Origin of the sequence: Cupriavidus sp. TMH.W2, from assembly GCF_050847365.1 — a bacterium.
Classification (GTDB): domain Bacteria; phylum Pseudomonadota; class Gammaproteobacteria; order Burkholderiales; family Burkholderiaceae; genus Cupriavidus.
This window is the reverse complement of record NZ_CP193793.1, coordinates 1096495-1113048: the sequence shown is the minus strand read 5'-3', so window position 1 is coordinate 1113048 and position 16554 is coordinate 1096495. Positions and strand designations below refer to the sequence as shown.

The 16554-nt window shown below is 66.0% G+C and carries 13 protein-coding genes and 1 pseudogene; 6 read left to right on the top strand and 8 right to left on the bottom strand.

The features are described 5' to 3' along the window. Positions 1-37: 37 nt before the first annotated feature. The 4 genes and pseudogenes from ACREYQ_RS22680 to ACREYQ_RS22665 all read right to left on the bottom strand — a co-directional run bounded on the left by ACREYQ_RS22680 (position 38) and on the right by ACREYQ_RS22665 (position 3991). Entirely contained in the window at positions 38-1501 is a 1464-nt protein-coding gene (locus tag ACREYQ_RS22680) for an NAD-dependent succinate-semialdehyde dehydrogenase (RefSeq protein ID WP_432262402.1), read from the bottom strand. Positions 1502-1548: 47 nt separating this feature from the next. Next, positions 1549-2439 carry an SMP-30/gluconolactonase/LRE family protein gene (locus ACREYQ_RS22675; RefSeq protein ID WP_432262401.1) on the bottom strand — a complete coding sequence of 297 codons (891 nt, stop codon included), beginning with the start codon at positions 2437-2439 and terminating at the stop codon, positions 1549-1551. Between the two features lie 203 nt (positions 2440-2642). Beyond that, positions 2643-2816, bottom strand: a pseudogene (locus ACREYQ_RS22670) (transposase); the annotation flags it as partial. Between the two features lie 110 nt (positions 2817-2926). Continuing rightward, on the bottom strand, positions 2927-3991 hold the full coding sequence (locus ACREYQ_RS22665; RefSeq protein ID WP_432262400.1) for a VWA domain-containing protein: 1065 nt from the start codon (positions 3989-3991) through the stop codon (positions 2927-2929). A 74-nt stretch (positions 3992-4065) separates the two neighbouring features. Here ACREYQ_RS22665 and ACREYQ_RS22660 point away from each other — a divergent pair, with 74 nt between their 5' ends. Genes ACREYQ_RS22660 through ACREYQ_RS22645 form a run of 4 tightly spaced genes read left to right on the top strand, consistent with a single transcriptional unit; the run spans position 4066 to position 8067 of the window. Then, a complete protein-coding gene (locus ACREYQ_RS22660; protein WP_432262399.1) occupies positions 4066-4971 on the top strand; it encodes a S1C family serine protease in 906 nt (301 codons plus the stop codon). 12 nt (positions 4972-4983) lie between these two features. After that, the gene (locus ACREYQ_RS22655) at positions 4984-5997 is read left to right on the top strand and encodes an AAA family ATPase (RefSeq protein ID WP_432262398.1); all 1014 of its coding nucleotides are present in this window, start codon (positions 4984-4986) and stop codon (positions 5995-5997) included. Next, positions 5975-6985, top strand: a complete 1011-nt coding sequence (locus ACREYQ_RS22650; protein WP_432262397.1) for a DUF58 domain-containing protein — start codon at positions 5975-5977, stop codon at positions 6983-6985. Before ACREYQ_RS22655 ends, ACREYQ_RS22650 begins: the two co-directional genes overlap by 23 nt. Next, complete coding sequence (locus ACREYQ_RS22645) at positions 6982-8067, top strand: VWA domain-containing protein (protein WP_432262396.1); 1086 nt, start codon at positions 6982-6984, stop codon at positions 8065-8067. The genes ACREYQ_RS22650 and ACREYQ_RS22645 overlap by 4 nt, the downstream gene beginning before the upstream one ends. Positions 8068-8078: 11 nt before the next feature. Here the strand turns inward: ACREYQ_RS22645 and ACREYQ_RS22640 are convergent, their stop codons facing one another. The 3 genes from ACREYQ_RS22640 to ACREYQ_RS22630 all read right to left on the bottom strand — a co-directional run bounded on the left by ACREYQ_RS22640 (position 8079) and on the right by ACREYQ_RS22630 (position 12227). Next, positions 8079-8666, bottom strand: coding sequence for a hypothetical protein (locus ACREYQ_RS22640; RefSeq protein ID WP_432262395.1), 588 nt, complete (start codon positions 8664-8666; stop codon positions 8079-8081). A 1211-nt stretch (positions 8667-9877) separates the two neighbouring features. Continuing rightward, complete coding sequence (locus ACREYQ_RS22635; protein ID WP_432262394.1) at positions 9878-11752, bottom strand: feruloyl-CoA synthase; 1875 nt, start codon at positions 11750-11752, stop codon at positions 9878-9880. A gap of 151 nt (positions 11753-11903) precedes the next feature. Continuing rightward, a complete protein-coding gene (locus ACREYQ_RS22630; protein ID WP_432262393.1) occupies positions 11904-12227 on the bottom strand; it encodes a hypothetical protein in 324 nt (107 codons plus the stop codon). A 359-nt stretch (positions 12228-12586) separates the two neighbouring features. Here ACREYQ_RS22630 and ACREYQ_RS22625 point away from each other — a divergent pair, with 359 nt between their 5' ends. Further along, a complete protein-coding gene (locus ACREYQ_RS22625; RefSeq protein WP_432262392.1) occupies positions 12587-13627 on the top strand; it encodes an isocitrate/isopropylmalate dehydrogenase family protein in 1041 nt (346 codons plus the stop codon). Between the two features lie 190 nt (positions 13628-13817). Further along, the gene (locus tag ACREYQ_RS22620; RefSeq protein WP_432262391.1) at positions 13818-15140 is read left to right on the top strand and encodes a CitMHS family transporter; all 1323 of its coding nucleotides are present in this window, start codon (positions 13818-13820) and stop codon (positions 15138-15140) included. 48 nt (positions 15141-15188) lie between these two features. On the opposite strand, the gene ACREYQ_RS22615 is transcribed toward ACREYQ_RS22620, so the two are convergent. Next, positions 15189-16244 (bottom strand): 3-keto-5-aminohexanoate cleavage protein, encoded by a 1056-nt coding sequence (locus ACREYQ_RS22615; RefSeq protein ID WP_432262390.1) that lies wholly within the window; start codon positions 16242-16244, stop codon positions 15189-15191. Positions 16245-16554 lie beyond the last annotated feature (310 nt).

The window sequence follows — 16554 nt, the reverse complement described above, 5'->3', positions numbered from 1 at the left end:
GCCGGCGGCTGGAAGCCGCCGGGCAGGCGTTGCAGGCTCAGTACAAGCCCATGCACAGGTACTTGATCTCGAGGTACTCGTCGATGCCGTACTTCGAGCCCTCGCGCCCCAGGCCGGACTGCTTGACCCCGCCGAACGGGGCTTCCGCAGTCGAGATCAGCCCAGTATTGATGCCCACCATGCCGAATTCCAGTGCCTCGGCCACGCGCCACACGCGGGCCAGGTCGCGACTGTAGAAATAGCTTGCGAGCCCGAACTCCGTATCGTTGGCGAGGCGAATCACGTCTGCCTCACTGTCAAAGCGGATCACTGGAGCAATGGGGCCAAAGATCTCCTCCCGCACGACTCGCATCTCGGGGGAAATCTCGGTAAGTACCGCGGGCGCGAAGAATTGGTCGGCCATCCCCGGCATAGCAACTCGACCACCGCCGAGTTTCACCTGCGCGCCATGAGCGACTGCGTCTTCGAACAGCGCTTCGGTTTTGGCGAGCGCACGGGCATCGATCAGCGGGCCAATCTGCACGCCGGTATCGGTGCCACGGCCAACCTTAAGCTGCGCCACGCGGGCACACAGCTTCTCGACGAAAGCATCATGCACGGACGCCTGCACGTAGAGCCGGTTAGCGCAGACACAGGTCTGGCCGGCGTTGCGGTACTTTGAGATCAGCGCGCCCTCGACCGCGGCGTCCAGGTCGGCGTCCTCAAAGACGATGAACGGCGCGTTGCCGCCCAGTTCGAGAGACAGCTTCTGGATGTTCTTGGCGCCGGCGGCCATCAGCTTTGCGCCAATCGCCGTGGAGCCGGTGAAAGTCAGCTTTCGCACCGACGGATTGTCCGACATCTCGCCCGCGATCAATTCCGCCGCCCCGGTCACCACCGCCAGGCAGCCTGCCGGCAAGCCGGCACGCTCAGCCAGCACGGCCAGCGCAAGCGCGGTAAAAGGCGTCTGCGCTGCAGGCTTGAGCACCATTGTGCAGCCAGCGGCAAGAGCCGGCGCGGCCTTGCGCGTGATCATGGCGGCAGGAAAGTTCCACGGCGTAATGGCGGCACACACACCGACCGGCTGCTTAATGACCAGCAGGCGTCGGTCCTGCGCAGGCGGCACGATCACATCGCCGTCGATGCGCCGGGCCTGTTCGGCGAACCATTCGACAAAGCTCGCCGCAAAGGCAATCTCGCCTCGTGCTTCGGCGAGCGGCTTGCCTTGCTCAGCGGTCATAATCCGAGCCAAGTCCTCCTGGTGCTCCAGCATCAGGTCATGCCATTTGCGCAGCACCTGTGCACGGTGCTTTGCGGTGGTAGCGCGCCAAGCCAGGAAGGCCTTCTCGGCAGCGGCAATAGCACGCCGTGTTTCAGCGGCGCCCATGGCAGGCACGGTGCTGACCCGCTCGCCAGTAGCCGGATCTGTCACGTCAAGGGTTGCGCCACTGTCGGCGTCGCACCACACGCCATCGATATAGGCTTGCTGGCGCAGCAGGTCGGGGTCTTCAAGTTCAAGCATAAGGATCAATTTCCAGTCGGGTGTGGTCGGTGTCTTGGCGCCGGGTTTCAGAGGGCGGTTCGCAGCAAGCTGCGGGGCTCGGGCAGGCCAGGCACCGGCACGCGCAAGGCAAAGAGACCACCGGACTCCGGCAGTGCCTCGAGTTCGGTAGCCGGTCGGCCGTGTCGGGCGGTGGTCACATACAAAGTGCGCAACCCTGGACCGCCGAACGCGCACATGGTCGGACAACGCGCCGGCAGTGGGAACTCCGCAACGATCCGTCCGTCGGGTGCGACGCGGATGACACGCCCTCCCTCGTACAGGGCGCTCCAATAATGCCCCTCGGCATCCACTGCCGCGCCGTCGGGGCGGCCGCGGTCCTCTGCAGACGGCGACAGGCTCAGCCATTCCTCACGGGGGCCGACTTTACCGGTCCTAACATCAAACGCGCGCCGATAGACGGTAAAGCGCGGTGTATCGGAGTGATAGAGCCAGCGCTGGTCGGGGCTGAACGCCAGGCCGTTCGACGTCAGAAAGCCCTGGTCAACCGACGTCAGTGTGTGATTGTCGAAGCGATAGAGTGCGGCATTCCCATCCGCTCGGGGTTCATCAATAGTGCCCGCCCAGAAGCGCCCCGCCCCATCACAACGACCATCGTTAAACCGGCTGGTGCGAGCATTTTCGGGATTGGCGCAAAGCTTTTTCAAAGGGCGACCGTCGGCGTCGAGAAGCCAGATGCCACTCCGCATGCCGGCCACGAACCCCCCATCGTCGGTTAGCGCGAAGCAGCCGATATGCTCGGGCATCACCATTGCGCGATCCTCCCCGGAGTCGGGATCGAAACAGTGCAGGGCGGGAGCGAGGATATCGACCCACCATAGCAATCCGCGCCGCTCGTCCCAGCGAGGGCATTCGCCCAATGCCGCATTGGCAGGTAGTACACATTGGAAAGACTGCATCTCAGACCTTACTGTCCCGAGCAATGCGTCGACAGATGCCTCGCCTCGGGTTCCCGGAGGGCCTCAACGGCAAGCGCAAGTGGGCATGCTCAAAACTTCTCATTTGCATCAGCTAGCTAAATGGTACCGCTACCATTTGCAAAATGGTAGGTGCCTGCAATGACTATTGCAAGGCAGGGAAACCACTAGTACCGTTCACGATCGTCGACTACCGCGATCAGGATGTCCTGGCAGCCTCGATTTTTGAGTTCATTGAAGACCTTGAGCCAGAACTTGACGTCTTCGGTCTGCTCGCCCCACAGATCCAGCACATCGCGTTGGCCGTCTGCCTGGATTTCCAATGCCAGATACACGGCCTTATTGCTGACGATGCCGTCAAGCATTGCAGCTCATACCTTGTCATGGATTCCTTGCATGACTCCTCCCTTGCCGACCTGGACCATGTCCGCGCCAGCTGCGTGACGTCGACCGCGCATCAACCCCATATTCACCGCCGGAACCACAACATCGAAAGCCCGCACGCCACCGCCAGCAGCAACACAGAGGCCGCGGCAAACAACGCCCCCACCTCGGTTTCCCTGCGCTCGAGCGCAAAGCGGGCGCTGAGCTGCCGATACACCTGGCTCAGGTCGGCAGCCGACCCTGCCTGGAAGTACTCGCCGCCCGTGATCGTCGCGACCGCGCGCAAGGCGGGCTCATCAAGCTGCATGAAGAAAGACAGGCTTGGCTCCATCGCAGCGGCCCCCTGGGGCGAACCGAAGCCTACGGTATAGACGCGCACACCACGCTGGGCGGCCATGCGCGCAGCCTCGATGGGGTCCGGGCCGGTGGTGCGCCGGCCATCGCTGAGCAAGATCACGGCGCCGTGCCGGTAGGCGCCGGGCTGTGCCGCCGGCTGCTCCTGCTCGCGTTTTCTGCGGGCGGCGTCGGCCGCGGCGGCCTCGTCAAGCGATGCGCCACGACCGGAGCGGTCCGACGCGCTGCCGAACAGGATCACCTCCAGATCGATCCCGGCGTCGGGAAACAGCACGGCCAGTGCCTGGAACAGTCCGCTGCCGGTCGCCGTGCCGCGCTGGAGCTGGAAGCGCTCGATCGCGTCGAGCATGTCCTGGCGGTTGTCGGTGGGCGGCAGCACCACGGCCGCCGTCGCGGCGAAGGACACGATGCCCAGCCGCACGCTGGCCGGCAGCCCCACGATCAGGTCGCGGGCGGCCTGCTGGGCGGCGCTGATGCGGGTCGGGGCCACGTCGGTGGCCTCCATGCTGCGGGAGACGTCCATGGCCAGCACCAGCGTGACGGTGTCGGCCGGCAGGGTAACGGTTGCGCTGGGGCGGGCACAGGCCAGCAGGGCCGCGGCCAGCGCAAGCAGGAACAGCAAGGGCGGGATGTGGCGCCGCAGCCGTTGGCGCGGGCCCAGGGCGGCGCGCGGCAATGCAAGGCTTGCATAAAGCACCGCGCCCTTCTTGCGCCGCGCGAGCAGATACAGGTAGGCGGCTGCCAGCACCGGGAGCACCAGCAGCAGCCAGAGCATTTGCGGCCAGAGAAACTGCATCCCCTGCTCCTTGGCGCGTGGGTAAGAGGATGGTACTGTATTTTCCAAGGCGGGACGGGACCTCGGGGGCGGCGATGAAACGGGCGACGATCTACGGATGGGTCTCGGCAGCCGTCGCAGTGATGGTCACGGTAGCCGTGGGTTCCGCCTGGCTGCTGCAGCCCAGGCAGCGCATGCTTACGCAACGAGACATCGACTCGGCGGTGCTGCACACGCTGGAGAGCAAGCGCCTGCCATCGCGCACGGCCAGGGCGGCAGAGGCGGTACGCGAATCGGTGGTGGAGATTCGGAGTTTTCCGTCAGCCGGGAAAGTGTCGGAGGCGGCCTCCTCCCCCCAGGCCAGGCGCGATGTCCCTGCCACGCCACCTGAATCGTCCGCGCCGTCCCCATCCACACCGCGCGACGAGCTCGCCTCAGGCGAGCGCCCCGAAGGCAAGTCAGAACCCCTGCACATCGGATCGGGCGTGGTCGTGACCGAGCGCGGCGTCATCCTCACCAGCTACCACGTCATCGCCGGCGCCCGGCGCCTGGAACTTACCTTCCACGACGGGCAGACGTCCGAGGCCTCGGTGCTGCAGGCGATCCCCGAGAAGGACCTCGCCGTCCTCCAGGCCAGGTCCATTCCCGACGACCTGCCCGCGGCGACGCTCGGTTCCAGCCGGGATCTCGCGCCGGGTACCGAAGTCATCGCGGTCGGCTTCCCGTTCGGGATCGGCCCGTCGGTGTCCGCCGGCGTGGTATCCGGACTCGACCGCGAGTTCGTCTCGCCAGACCACAAGCTGCGCCTGGACAAGCTCATCCAGTTCGACGCCGCCGTCAATCCAGGCAACTCGGGCGGGCCGCTGGTGAACCTGGACGGCGAGGTGGTGGGAATCGTCACCGCCATCCTCAACCCCGGCAACGCCGGCACCTTCATCGGCATTGGCTTTGCCACCACGATCGAAAACGCCGGCATCGCCATCGGATCTTCTCCTTTCTAGACGCGGGGGCCTATGAACGACCAAGCCCGGGGCGCTGCCGACAGCGCCGACCTGATGGAACGCCTGCTGTATGAGGTGAAGCGCGTGGTGGTGGGGCAGGACCACTTTCTCGAACGGGTGCTGGTGGCCATCCTTGCCGGCGGCCACCTGCTGGTGGAAGGCGTGCCGGGGCTGGCCAAGACCCTGACCGTCAACACGCTGGCCAGGACCATGAGCGGCTCCTTCAAGCGCATCCAGTTCACGCCGGACCTGCTGCCGGCCGACCTGATCGGCACCCGCATGTACAACCAGGGCACGGGCGAGTTCTCCACCGTGCGCGGGCCGGTTTTCGCCAACCTGCTGCTGGCCGACGAGATCAACCGTGCGCCGGCCAAGGTGCAGAGCGCCCTGCTGGAAGTCATGCAGGAGCAGCAGGTCACCATCGCCGGCGAAACCCATCGGGTGCCCGCGCCCTTCCTGGTCATGGCCACGCAGAACCCGATCGAAACCGAAGGCACTTACCCCTTGCCCGAGGCGCAGGTCGACCGCTTCATGATGAAGGTACTGGTGGGATATCCCAGCGAGGAGGAAGAAGTCGTCATCGTCAACCGCGTCACCGGCCCGCGCATCAGCGTCAGCCCGATCGCCACGCCCGAACACCTGACCAGCCTGCAGGAGGAATGTCGCAAGGTCTACGTGGATCCGAGCCTGGTGCAGTACGCGGTGCGCGTGGTGGCGGCCACCCGCAAACCGGGAGCCCACGGCCTGGCCGATCTGGACCGCTACATAGCCTTCGGCGCCAGCCCGCGCGCCACCATCGGCCTGATCGAGGGCGCACGCGCCCTGGCCTTCCTGCGCGGCCGGGACTATGCCCTGCCCGAAGACGTGACCGACCTCGTCCCCGATGTCTTGCGCCACCGCCTGTCGCTCTCTTACGAGGCCATGTCCGATGGCGTGACCGCCGACCAGCTCATCACCCGCATCACGCAGGCCCTGCCGGCCCCCGAGCGGCCGCTGGAATCCCATGTTCGGGCGGCTGCGGACTAGGCGCGGGCGCGGCCCGGACGCGGCCGCACCCGCCGGTGCGCCTGCCAGCGTCGGCGCAAGCCAGGCCGATGCCTTGCTGCGCCGGCTGGAATGGACCGTGGTCCGCCGCCTCGACGGCCTGCTGCAGGGCGACTACCGCACGCTGTTCCGCGGCTTCGGGCTGGACCTTGCCGACCTGCGCGAATACCACCCTGGCGACGACGTGCGGCATATCGACTGGAACGTGACTGCGCGGCTGCAGACGCCCCACGTGCGTGAGTACCAGGAAGACCGCGACATCTCGGTCTGGTTCCTGCTGGACCTGAGCGGATCGATCGACTTCGGCTCCGGCAGCGTGCGCAAGCGCGACCTGCTGAGCGACTTCACCACCGTCATGGCCCTGCTGCTGACGCGCTACGGCAACCGCGTCGGCGCCGTGCTCTACGGCGGGGCAACAGACGTGGCGGCGTCGGTGGTGCCGGCGCGCTCGGGGCGTCGCCAGCTGCTGCACCTGCTCCACCGCATGCAGGCCACGCCCGCCGCATCCCCCGGCGACACACGCTTGCGCGACCTGCTGGAACGCGCGCGGGCTGTCGCGAAGCGGCGCTCGGTGATGTTCGTGGTCTCGGACTTCATCAGCGCCCCGGGCTGGCAGGCATCGCTGGGCATGCTGGCCCGGCGCCATGAAGTCGTCGCCGTGCGGCTGGTCGATCCCCTGGAGACGGCCTTGCCCGACCTGGGACTGGTCGTGCTGCAGGATGCCGAATCCGGCGAGCAGATGTTTGTCGACACGCACGACCCGGCCTTCCGCAAGCGCTTTGCCGCAGCCGCTCAAGCGCGCGAGGCCGAGCTGCGCCTGGCCTTCGCGCGGGCCGGCGTGGAGTGCCTGACGCTGTCGACCTACGCCCGCCTGGACCTGGCGCTGCTGCACTTTGCCCACGAGCGCCGCCGCCGGCAGGGAGCACCCAGGGAGCCAAATGTGGCGGGCGTCGTAAAGGGGGCGGCATGACCGATGCGGTGAGCCGGTTGCCCGTGTTCAGCTTCCTGTGGCCCGGCATGCTGTGGCTGTTCGCCTTCGTCCTGGTACTGGTTGCCGCTTATGTCTGGCTGGACCGGCGCCGCCGGCGCGCGCCCGTGCACTACCCCGCCCTGAAGACCGCCGGCCTTGCCATCCGTGGCGGCGCGCCCTGGCGCCGCCATGTGGCACCCGCGCTGACCCTGCTGGCGCTGAGCGCGTTGACCGTCGCCATCGCCCGTCCCCAGGCGGTGATGATGCTGCCCTCGCGCATCGAGACCGTGATCCTGGTCCTGGACCTGTCCGGCAGCATGCGGGCGCAGGACGTCAAACCCAGCCGGCTGCGCGCCGCCCAGCAGGCGGCCAAAGTCCTGCTGGACGCCCAGCCAGCCGGGGTCAGTGTCGGGGTGGTCGCGGTGGCCGGCACCGCCGCCGTGGCGCAGGCCCCCAGCCGCGCCAGGGAAGCCGTGGCCACGGCCATCGACCGTCTGCAGCCGCAAGGCGGCACCGCCCTGGGCAACGGCCTGCTCATCGCGCTCACGACACTGCTGCCACAGGCAAGCGCCGACGCCGAGCGCCTCATGAACGACGACACCGCGCCGTCCCGGAAATCACGGCCATCCGGCAACGCGCCTGGCGGGCTGGCTTCTCCCGACGACGACGCCGTGGCGCCCGGCTCCTATGCTTCCGGTGCCATCGTCTTGTTCTCCGACGGCGAAAGCAACGCCGGGCCCGCCGCGATCCAGGCGGCGGAACTTGCCGCCGCGCACGGCGTGCGCATCTACACCGTGGGTGTCGGCACCACCGAAGGCGTGGTGCTGTCTGCCGACGGCTGGTCGGCGCGCGTCAGGCTGGACGAAAAGGTCCTGAAACAAGTCGCCGAGGCAACCGGGGCCGAATACTTTCGGCTCGAGGATGCCGCCGGGCTGAAGAAGGTGTACCGGGCGCTCAACGCCAGGCTGGCGTTCGACAAGCGCAGCCAGGTCGAGATCACCGCGCTGTTCGCCGCGCTGGGCGCGCTGCTGGCGGCCTGTGCGGGGCTGCTGTCGCTGTGGTGGTTCGGGCGGGTGATGTAGGAACAGACCGCTCAGCGGGCTTTCCTGGGCGTAACGGAAACGGCAAGGGCTTCGGTGTAGACGGCCTGCACTTGCTCACCGGGGCGAACCGCCTTCAGTTGCTTCGGATCCCCGACATGCACGTCCACCATCCTGCCCCTTGGCCCCTTGAGCGTTACCATGCCGGTCTTGGCGTTGACCGCCACCACATCGGCGGTGACCATCACTTCGCGCCCGACCATGCCGCCCGGCTTGCCGCCAGGAGCGGCCCGGTCCGAGATCTCGCGTTCGGTGCTGGAGCGCATGCCGCTCTGCCTGGTCAGGCTCACCGACAAGGCCTGCGTGTATTCGACGGTGACCCTGTCGCCCACGCGCAGCTGCTCGAAATTGCGCACGTCCTCGCCGACCTGTACGTCGGTGATCTTGCCGTGCTTGTTCTTGAGCGAAACGGTGCGCGTGGCGGCATCGATGGCGACCACCGTGGCGGTGGCCTTGACCGTGCCGGTGGTCTTGGACGCGCCCATGCCCGACACGACATCCACGCGGGTTTCGGGCTGCGCCATCACGGCACAGGCTGCGGCCGCAAACGCGGCCGCCACGATCAGCTTGCCGGGATTCATGTGGTTCTCCTTGACTCCCATTGTGTCGCATACCGTCGTTCGGCCGCACGGGACACTACGCTGGCGCCTGCACCGGGAAGGCCTGTTAACCATAGCAGACGAGCGGTGAAATTCGCATGGCTTTAGGAAGTCCGGAAATTTACTTCGAGCCGATGGAAATCCGGCCTCCGGCAGTGGGGTCCACCACTGTATCGCATTGCGTGCGCCCGCATCGACGCCCATCAAAGAGCGTAATGCAATCGCCTTTTACCCGCGTGACCCGCCGGTTTCGGCGTGCGCCGATATCGATTGCGGCGTACAACGCCAACAGCCGCCGTGGGCGAAGTTTGCCGGTGCCATGCAGATATCGCGAGATGATGTCGAAATTGAGCGCACATGGGACGGACATGACAATCACCAAGGATCAAATCTGGGCAGCAGCAGACGAACTCGACGGCGCCAGCAACACGGCTAAGACACGTCCCTTTTAGTCGGGGAGCGTGTGCAAACGCACTGAATTTATTGACTATAAATCGTGAAATCTGCCGACCACTGTCTCGGGGAGCAGGTTCTCTATGGTTGCCAGTCGGAGGAAACACGCTTTCCACCGACCGGGGGAGCATCGAGCTTTTTGGCTTGTACTCAGTGGGCTGGTCGGTAGGCATCAAGCGCTGAGAGTTGCGTCCAAATCGTTTGAATAGGAGGTCACTGTGAAAACCACTTCGCTCTTAGCTGCTTTGGCGCTTTCATTTGTCGCGCCAACCACAGACGCGCGAGCTGCCGGTGGCGCCGACGCGGCCGCTGCGGCGAGCGCGGCGAGCGGCAATAGACCTAACACCGTCACGAGCCGTGGTACCTCGGTCCGGCTGGATAGTGCGACGGTGAATAGTGATTGACGCCCAGTAGCTCGGCCAGGGGCAGTCTGCCTTACCCGCGGCTTACGTGCCGTGCGGCTCCCCAGCGCACACAGCGACACGTGCCTGACTCCATTACTACTCTGCGCTGGCGCATTGCCGCCTACATCGCCCAACGACTTCATCGATGCCCGTTTTGCGCAGGAGCTTAAACTAATGAGCTTTCCCTAATTCGCGACAGTGCAAAAACAACCACAGTCATTCCCGCGCAGGCGGGAATCCAGCGTCTTTGAAGTCACTGGGTTCCCGCCTGCGCGGGAACGACAAGCAAGAAGCGTTGTCGTGAATTTCGGAAACGTCAATACTGACACAGTAAGACTAGCCGGCACAGGCCACATGCGCCGCAGGCTCGGCCCGGAATAGTTCGTCGACCAGGCCGGCGCGGCGCGCGCGGGTCGCGGCCTGGTTGACGTAGCCCTTGTCGGCAATCTCATTGGCGTCGATCGATGGCGGCTCGGCCATCAGCAGCACGCGCTTGACGCTGAGGCTCGCGCCGCCGGTGGCGCGCAGGCGTTCGCGGATGGCATCGACGACACGGGGATGGCACACCAGCGCCGGTGCCTCCAGCTCGGCCAGTTCGGGGTGCAGCGCGCGGCAGGCGGCAATGTTCGGCCAGGCCAGCGCGGCCACGTAGTGCTGGTCATGGCCGCAGATCACGGCATCGTTGAGCAGCGGCGCGCACTGTTCGACCAGCCCCAGCCGGACCGCGCCGACCCGTACCCAGGTGCCGTTGACCAGCTTGAAGTCCTCCACCACCCGCCCGGCAAAGCGAACGCCCCTGGCCGGATCCCCGGGATCGGCGAGGCGCACGGCATCGCCCAGGCAGAAGTAGCCCTCGTCGTCGAAGGCGGCGGCGGTCAGGTCGGGACGATTGATGTAGCCGCTGAACAGGAACGATCCGCGCATGCGGATTTCGTAGCGGCCATCGCCCCCTTCCAGCGGCACCAGCTTGACCTCGGCGCCCGGCATCGGCACGCCAACGTTGCCGGTACCTTCCGTGGGCCAGCCGCAGTAGATGCCCATGCCGCTGGTTTCGGTGCAGGCCAGGCCCGAACAGAACGTGATGCGCTCGCCGACAGTGGCTTCGGCGGCGCGGTGGATGCGGTCCCACACGTCGCGCGGCAGGCTGGCGCCGCCGTAGGCAAAGTTCACGACATTGGCAAACAGGCTGCGCGCCAGTTCGGGATCGCGTTCGATCTCGGTGGCCAGCATGGCCCAGGCGGCGGGCACGCTGGAGAATATCGTCGGCGACACCTCACGCAGGTTCCGCACCGTGCGCGCAAACTGGCCCGGCAGCGGCCGGCCGTCGTCGATGTAGTGCGTGGCGCCAAGCGTGACGGCGCGGCTCAGGTTGAGGATGCCGCCAAGCCCGTGGTGCCAGGGCAGCCAGTCAAGGAACACCGGCTGGCGCTGCAGCAGGCCCTGATAGGTGTCGTAGAAGTAGGCCGCCACGGCATGGAGGCTGCCATGGGAAATGGCCACGCCCTTGGGGACGCCGGTTGAACCGGAAGTGAACAGCACCCGCCCGAGGTCGGCGTCGCGCACCGCAAGGTTCGCCGCCCTGGCCGCCGCGCGGCGGCCCGCGGTGGGTTCAGCGTGTGCCAGCGCAGCCCAGGGCAGTTGCCCGTCGCCGGCGTTGCCTGCCGCGATCACCGGCGTCCCCGGCAGGGACAATGCCGCCAGCGCTGGCGCGAACGCTTTGCCGTCCTGCACGAACAGCGCCGCAGGAGGCGTCAGTTCCGCCACACCCCGGAGGCGAATGAAATCCTTGCTGACCAGCGAATATGCCGGCGACACCGGCGCGGTCGGCACGCCCACGTATTCTGCGGCCAGCAGCAGCACGGCCTGCTCGATCGAATTGCCGGACAGCAGCATCAGCGGCCGCTCAGGCCCCAGCCCGAGTTCCAGCAGGCGGGCCCCCACCGTCTGCACCTGGCGCCATAGTTCCGCCCAGGTGATCGCGCGCCAGTCCCCATTGCCATCGCGCTCGCAGAAGGCGGCGACGGCCGGGCGGCGCTCTGCCCAGTACGCCACGAAATCCGGCAGGCCGCGCTGTGCCAGTTCAGGTTGCGGTGCCGCGCTGCGCAGCACCAGAGTGCCGTCCGGGCGATGCTCGACCAGGGTCTCGCGCTCGGCGAAAACGGTGGCACGGTATTCCGCCGCGGGCCGGCGCGCGGACACTGTAGTGGTCATGGGTGGTGTCTCCTTAGCCCCGGCTGTCGTGCCGGTTGTCTGTGCTGCCCGTCCCTGGCCGGGAAGGCATGTGTGGCTAGGTTAGATCGCGCATCGGCCGGCTGATACCACCCACGTCAGGTGGCCGGTGGCGCATGCGGCGAAAAGCCGCTCACAGCGGCCCGGGCAGCGTCTTCAGACCGACCCAGAGCACCCCGATGACAACATTGACCGGCACGCAGAGCGCGCCGGGCACGTAGAAGAGCGCGGACAGCGCAGGCGCGGACAGCACCAGCTCCATCACGCTGCCCAACCCATAGAAGAAGACACCGCACCAGAGCCAGCGCCGCATGTACGTCAGCAGCCAGTGCGCGCGCGCCTTGTTGAAGTGCCAGGCCAGGGCCCGTTCGGCACGGTTGCCCCGGCTGGTGTCCCGGAACAGCCAGCTGAAGAAAAAGTAGCGGTACAGCAGGGCGCGAAAAGTCAACTCTTGCATGATCACTCCTTTGGCCGCTGCCAGCCGGTGGAGTGCAAAGGTCACTCAAGCTTACGACGCATGCAGTTTTGACAGCGGCACGTACACCATCAGCGTACCAAAGAAGTGGCGGGAACCGGAGCAACGGATGGCCCCACATGCCGCCAGTGGCATGGGCAGAAACATCCGGCACCGGAATCGCCGCGAGCGGCAAGACTTCATCGCTTCTCCGTGTAAACCCCAGTGCTTCAGCAGGCATATTGACAGTTTGCTGACAGCCTTCCCCCCTAGAATCTGCCCCCTTGCCAGCCGGATCGGCGACTAATGCCGGAAGCGCAGTGGCCGGCCAGCGAAACGCTCACTTCACGACAGGAAAGCAAATGGAAAACGGTGCACGCGAACAGATCCCGGCCACGCTGATCCCCGGCGACGGCATCGGCCCCGAAGTGGTGGACGCCACCGTCAGGGTGCTGGATGCGCTTGGCGCCCCGTTTGCCTGGGATCTCCGGCGCGCGGGGATGGCCGGCGTCGAGTACAGCGGCGACCCCATGCCGGAAGACACGCTGGACAGCATCCGCCGCACCGGCCTGGCCCTGAAGGGGCCCCTGACCACGCCGGTGGGCGGCGGCTTCCGCTCGGTCAATGTGCGCCTGCGCGAGGCGTTCAACCTCTATGCCAACGTGCGCCCGGCCCGCACCCTGGTGCCGGGCCGCTTCGAGGATATCGACCTGGTGCTGGTGCGCGAGAACGTGGGCGGCTTCTATGTGGCGCACGACTACTACATTCCGGTCGGCGACGACCCGCATGCGGTGGCGGTGTCCACCGGCACCAACACGCGCGACGCCTGCCGGCGCATTGCCCGCTTTGCCTTCGAGTACGCCGTCAGGAACGGCCGCAAGAAGATTACGGTGGTGCACAAGGCCAATATCCTGAAGGCGCTCACCGGCATTTTCCTGGAAGCGGCGCGCGAAGTTGCCACGGACTATGCCGGCCGCGTGGACATGGACGACATCATCGTCGATGCCTGCGCCATGCAGCTTGTGCTCAACCCGTGGCGGTTCGACATGCTGCTCTGTACCAACCTGTTCGGCGACATCCTGTCGGACCAGATCGCCGGCCTGGTCGGCGGGCTTGGCATGGCGCCGGGCGCCAACATCGGCGACCAGGCAGCGATCTTCGAGGCGGTGCATGGCTCGGCGCCCGACATCGCCGGCAAGGGCATTGCCAACCCGATCTCGCTGATGCTGGCCGCCGGCCTGATGCTCGACCACGTGGGCCGCCAGGACCTGGCCACGCGGCTGCGCTCGGCCATCGAGCTGACCCTCGGCCAGGACCAGGTGAAGACCGGCGACCTCCGCGGCACGGCCTCCACGCTGCAGTTTGCGGACGCGGTAGTGAAGCGCATCGCTGCCGCCAGCTGACCCACACCCGCGCGGCCCGCATGCGGGCCAGCGCACAAGACGGCCCCTCCTCCGCGGTCATTCCATAGCCGGCATGCGCTGACGTGCCGGCGGGACCGGCCTCGGCCCTGACCTCGTGTGCCAGACGGACGCACACATACCCGCCCCCAAGCGCTCCACGCAACAGGGCGGCAAAGAGATACAGAAGAAGATGTTGACCCTGCTCGCCTATTCGATGGTGATCGTGTTCATGGCACTGATCATGACCAAGCGGCTCTCCGCCATGGTGGCGCTGATCCTCGTCCCGATTGCGTTCGGCGCGGTCGGGGGTTTCGGCCCGGAACTCGGCCCGATGATGCTCGACGGCGTCAAGAAGCTGGCGCCGACCGGCGTGATGCTGATGTTCGCCATCCTGTATTTCGGCGTGATGATCGATGCCGGCCTGTTCGATCCGGTGGTGCGCGCGATCCTGAAGGTGGTGGGCGGCGATCCGGTCAAGATCATCATGGGCACCTTCGTGCTGGCCGTGCTGGTGTCGCTCGACGGCGACGGCTCGACCACCTATATGATCACCTGCGCCGCGATGCTGCCGCTCTACAAGCGGCTGGGCATCAGCCGGCTTGTGCTGGCCTGCGTGATCATGATGGCGGGCGGGCTGATGAATATCCTGCCCTGGGGCGGCCCGACCGCGCGTGCCGCCAGCGCGCTGGGCGTGGACGTGGGCGCGCTGTTCGTGCCGATGATCCTGCCGATGATCGTCACCGGCATGTGGGGCCTGTTCGTGGCCTTCCTGCTTGGCCGCCGCGAACGCAACCGGCTGGGCACCATCGCCATGATGGCGGCCGGGTTCGCTCATGACGGCCATGCCGCGCCGGAAGTTCACGCCGGCGATCCGCAGATCGCCAGGCCGAAGCTGCTGTGGTTCAACTTCCTGCTGACCATCGGGCTGATGGTGCTGCTGATTCTCGGCACCTTCCCGCTGCCTGCCCTGTTCATCGTCGCAGCCGCGATCGCGCTGATGGTCAACTACCCGAGCCTGCACGAACAGAAGGAGCGGATCAGCGCACATGCCGCCAACGTCGTGCCGGTGGTCTCGCTGATCTTCGCCGCCGGCATCTTCGTCGGCATCCTGTCGGGCACCAGGATGGTCGACGCGATCGCAAACAGCGTCATCAGCGCCGTGCCGGACTGGATGGGCCCTTACATGGCCATGGTGACCGGGGTACTCAGCATTCCGTTCACGTTCTTTGTCTCGAACGACGCGTTCTACTTCGGCATCCTGCCGATCCTGGCCAAGGCCGCCGCGGTGTATGGCATCGGGGCGGCGGAGATCGGGCGCGCGTCGCTGATCGGGCAGCAGGTTCACCTGCTGAGCCCCCTGGTCGCGTCGACGTATCTGCTGGTTGGCCTGGCCGAGGTCGAGTTTGGCGACCACCAGCGCTATACGCTGCTCTGGGCGCTGTCCGCGGCCGGGGTCATGATGCTGGCCACCGTGGCCTTCGGTGTGATTCCTGTCATCGGCAAGGTTGCCTGACAGCGCGGACCCTCATCGCCGCGCCGATCGGCACCCCCGCCAAAGGCGTTAAACCGGCTTGCGCAGGAAGCCCTGGTTGCCACCGTTACGATTGGGCGCGAAGCCATTCTTCTGAAGCGTCTCGTCCGCTGTGTCGTAGAAGACCCCGATCTGCATGATCTCTCGTGCCTGTTGCGCCGTCGCGATGGGGCGGCCAAATTCGCCGGCGATACGCACCAGTTGCTTGATCTGCTCGACGGAGGACATCTTTCCGGTGCGGGTCTGGTTCCAGAGTACGTCCTCGATGCCGCACCGCACATGCAGGCCCAGAGCGATGCCGATCATATTCACGGGCAGCACATTCAGCACCGAACTCTCCACCGTGATCACCGCGCCATCGGGCGCGGCACGCAGGAAGTTGGCCAGGTTGTAAATGTTGGCCTGATCCATGCCGCCGCTGATCGCCACCCAGTTCATCACCAGTGGCCCCTTGTAGACGCCGCGGCGAATCATCCGCTCGATCGTTTCAAAGCTGTTGATGTTGTAGCACTGGAACTCACTCTGGATTCCGGCGGCTGTCAGGCGCCGGATGTGCTCCTCGACCCAGCTGGGATTCGAGGGCACGATCATGTCCTTGTAGGTGGAATAGAGGTGCGGGAATCCCCGCGACACGCCCTTGAAGTCATCCAGGCCAGCATGCTCCGTCACATTCATCTGCGTGGTGTTGACGGTCACCGTCACCTGGTCGGGCTTCGGATCGAGTTCGGCCAGCATATGCCGCGTGTCATCGCTAAGCCATTTGGCGGCCTGGCCTTCTTCCGGCGCGAAGCTGATGGAGCCACCCACCTGGATAACCATTTCCGGCACGCGGGCACGCACCCCGGCGATCAGCTCATTGAACATGGACAGGCGCTTGCTGCCCCTGCCGTCGGGTTCGCGCACATGCAGATGCAGCACGGTGGCACCGGCTTCGTAGCAATCCACCGCCTTCTGGATCTGCTCCTCCATCGTCACAGGGATATCTTCCGGGAAGTCTGAGGGGATCCAGCCCGGCGCATAGGGAGCGGCTGTGATGATCAGAGGCTGCTGGTTTTCCGGATACAGGTGGCCGTCAAGGAAGTTCATGATGATGGATATCCAAGTTGAATGTGAATATTGGGAATGTCGAACCAGATGAGAAAGCTTTAGAACCCCGTTTGCAGCACCATCTTCGGCACGGCGGTGCCCAACGCGTGAATCATCTGGCCTCGCACCACTTCCCGCTTTACATTGGATGTCTCGAACTTAACCCTTCACGACAACCACGCGCCCGGCTCACCAGAGTGGCTTATCGGACACCGGAGACCCTGCCCGCGGCGCGGCGGCGACCTGCGTTGCCTATGCTAGACAGACGCGGCGACCGGCGGGGCAGCCGCGTGTCCCATCCCATGACAAG

What these genes read in the sequence shown, in the direction of transcription:
- ACREYQ_RS22680 (WP_432262402.1), bottom strand. Translation starts at nt 1,501, where the DNA reads ATGCTTGAACTTGAAGACCCCGACCTGCTGCGCCAGCAAGCCTATATC.
- ACREYQ_RS22675 (WP_432262401.1), bottom strand. Translation starts at nt 2,439, where the DNA reads ATGCAGTCTTTCCAATGTGTACTACCTGCCAATGCGGCATTGGGCGAA.
- ACREYQ_RS22665 (WP_432262400.1), bottom strand. Translation starts at nt 3,991, where the DNA reads ATGCAGTTTCTCTGGCCGCAAATGCTCTGGCTGCTGCTGGTGCTCCCG.
- ACREYQ_RS22660 (WP_432262399.1), top strand. Translation starts at nt 4,066, where the DNA reads ATGAAACGGGCGACGATCTACGGATGGGTCTCGGCAGCCGTCGCAGTG.
- ACREYQ_RS22655 (WP_432262398.1), top strand. Translation starts at nt 4,984, where the DNA reads ATGAACGACCAAGCCCGGGGCGCTGCCGACAGCGCCGACCTGATGGAA.
- ACREYQ_RS22650 (WP_432262397.1), top strand. Translation starts at nt 5,975, where the DNA reads ATGTTCGGGCGGCTGCGGACTAGGCGCGGGCGCGGCCCGGACGCGGCC.
- ACREYQ_RS22645 (WP_432262396.1), top strand. Translation starts at nt 6,982, where the DNA reads ATGACCGATGCGGTGAGCCGGTTGCCCGTGTTCAGCTTCCTGTGGCCC.
- ACREYQ_RS22640 (WP_432262395.1), bottom strand. Translation starts at nt 8,666, where the DNA reads ATGAATCCCGGCAAGCTGATCGTGGCGGCCGCGTTTGCGGCCGCAGCC.
- ACREYQ_RS22635 (WP_432262394.1), bottom strand. Translation starts at nt 11,752, where the DNA reads ATGACCACTACAGTGTCCGCGCGCCGGCCCGCGGCGGAATACCGTGCC.
- ACREYQ_RS22630 (WP_432262393.1), bottom strand. Translation starts at nt 12,227, where the DNA reads ATGCAAGAGTTGACTTTTCGCGCCCTGCTGTACCGCTACTTTTTCTTC.
- ACREYQ_RS22625 (WP_432262392.1), top strand. Translation starts at nt 12,587, where the DNA reads ATGGAAAACGGTGCACGCGAACAGATCCCGGCCACGCTGATCCCCGGC.
- ACREYQ_RS22620 (WP_432262391.1), top strand. Translation starts at nt 13,818, where the DNA reads ATGTTGACCCTGCTCGCCTATTCGATGGTGATCGTGTTCATGGCACTG.
- ACREYQ_RS22615 (WP_432262390.1), bottom strand. Translation starts at nt 16,244, where the DNA reads ATGAACTTCCTTGACGGCCACCTGTATCCGGAAAACCAGCAGCCTCTG.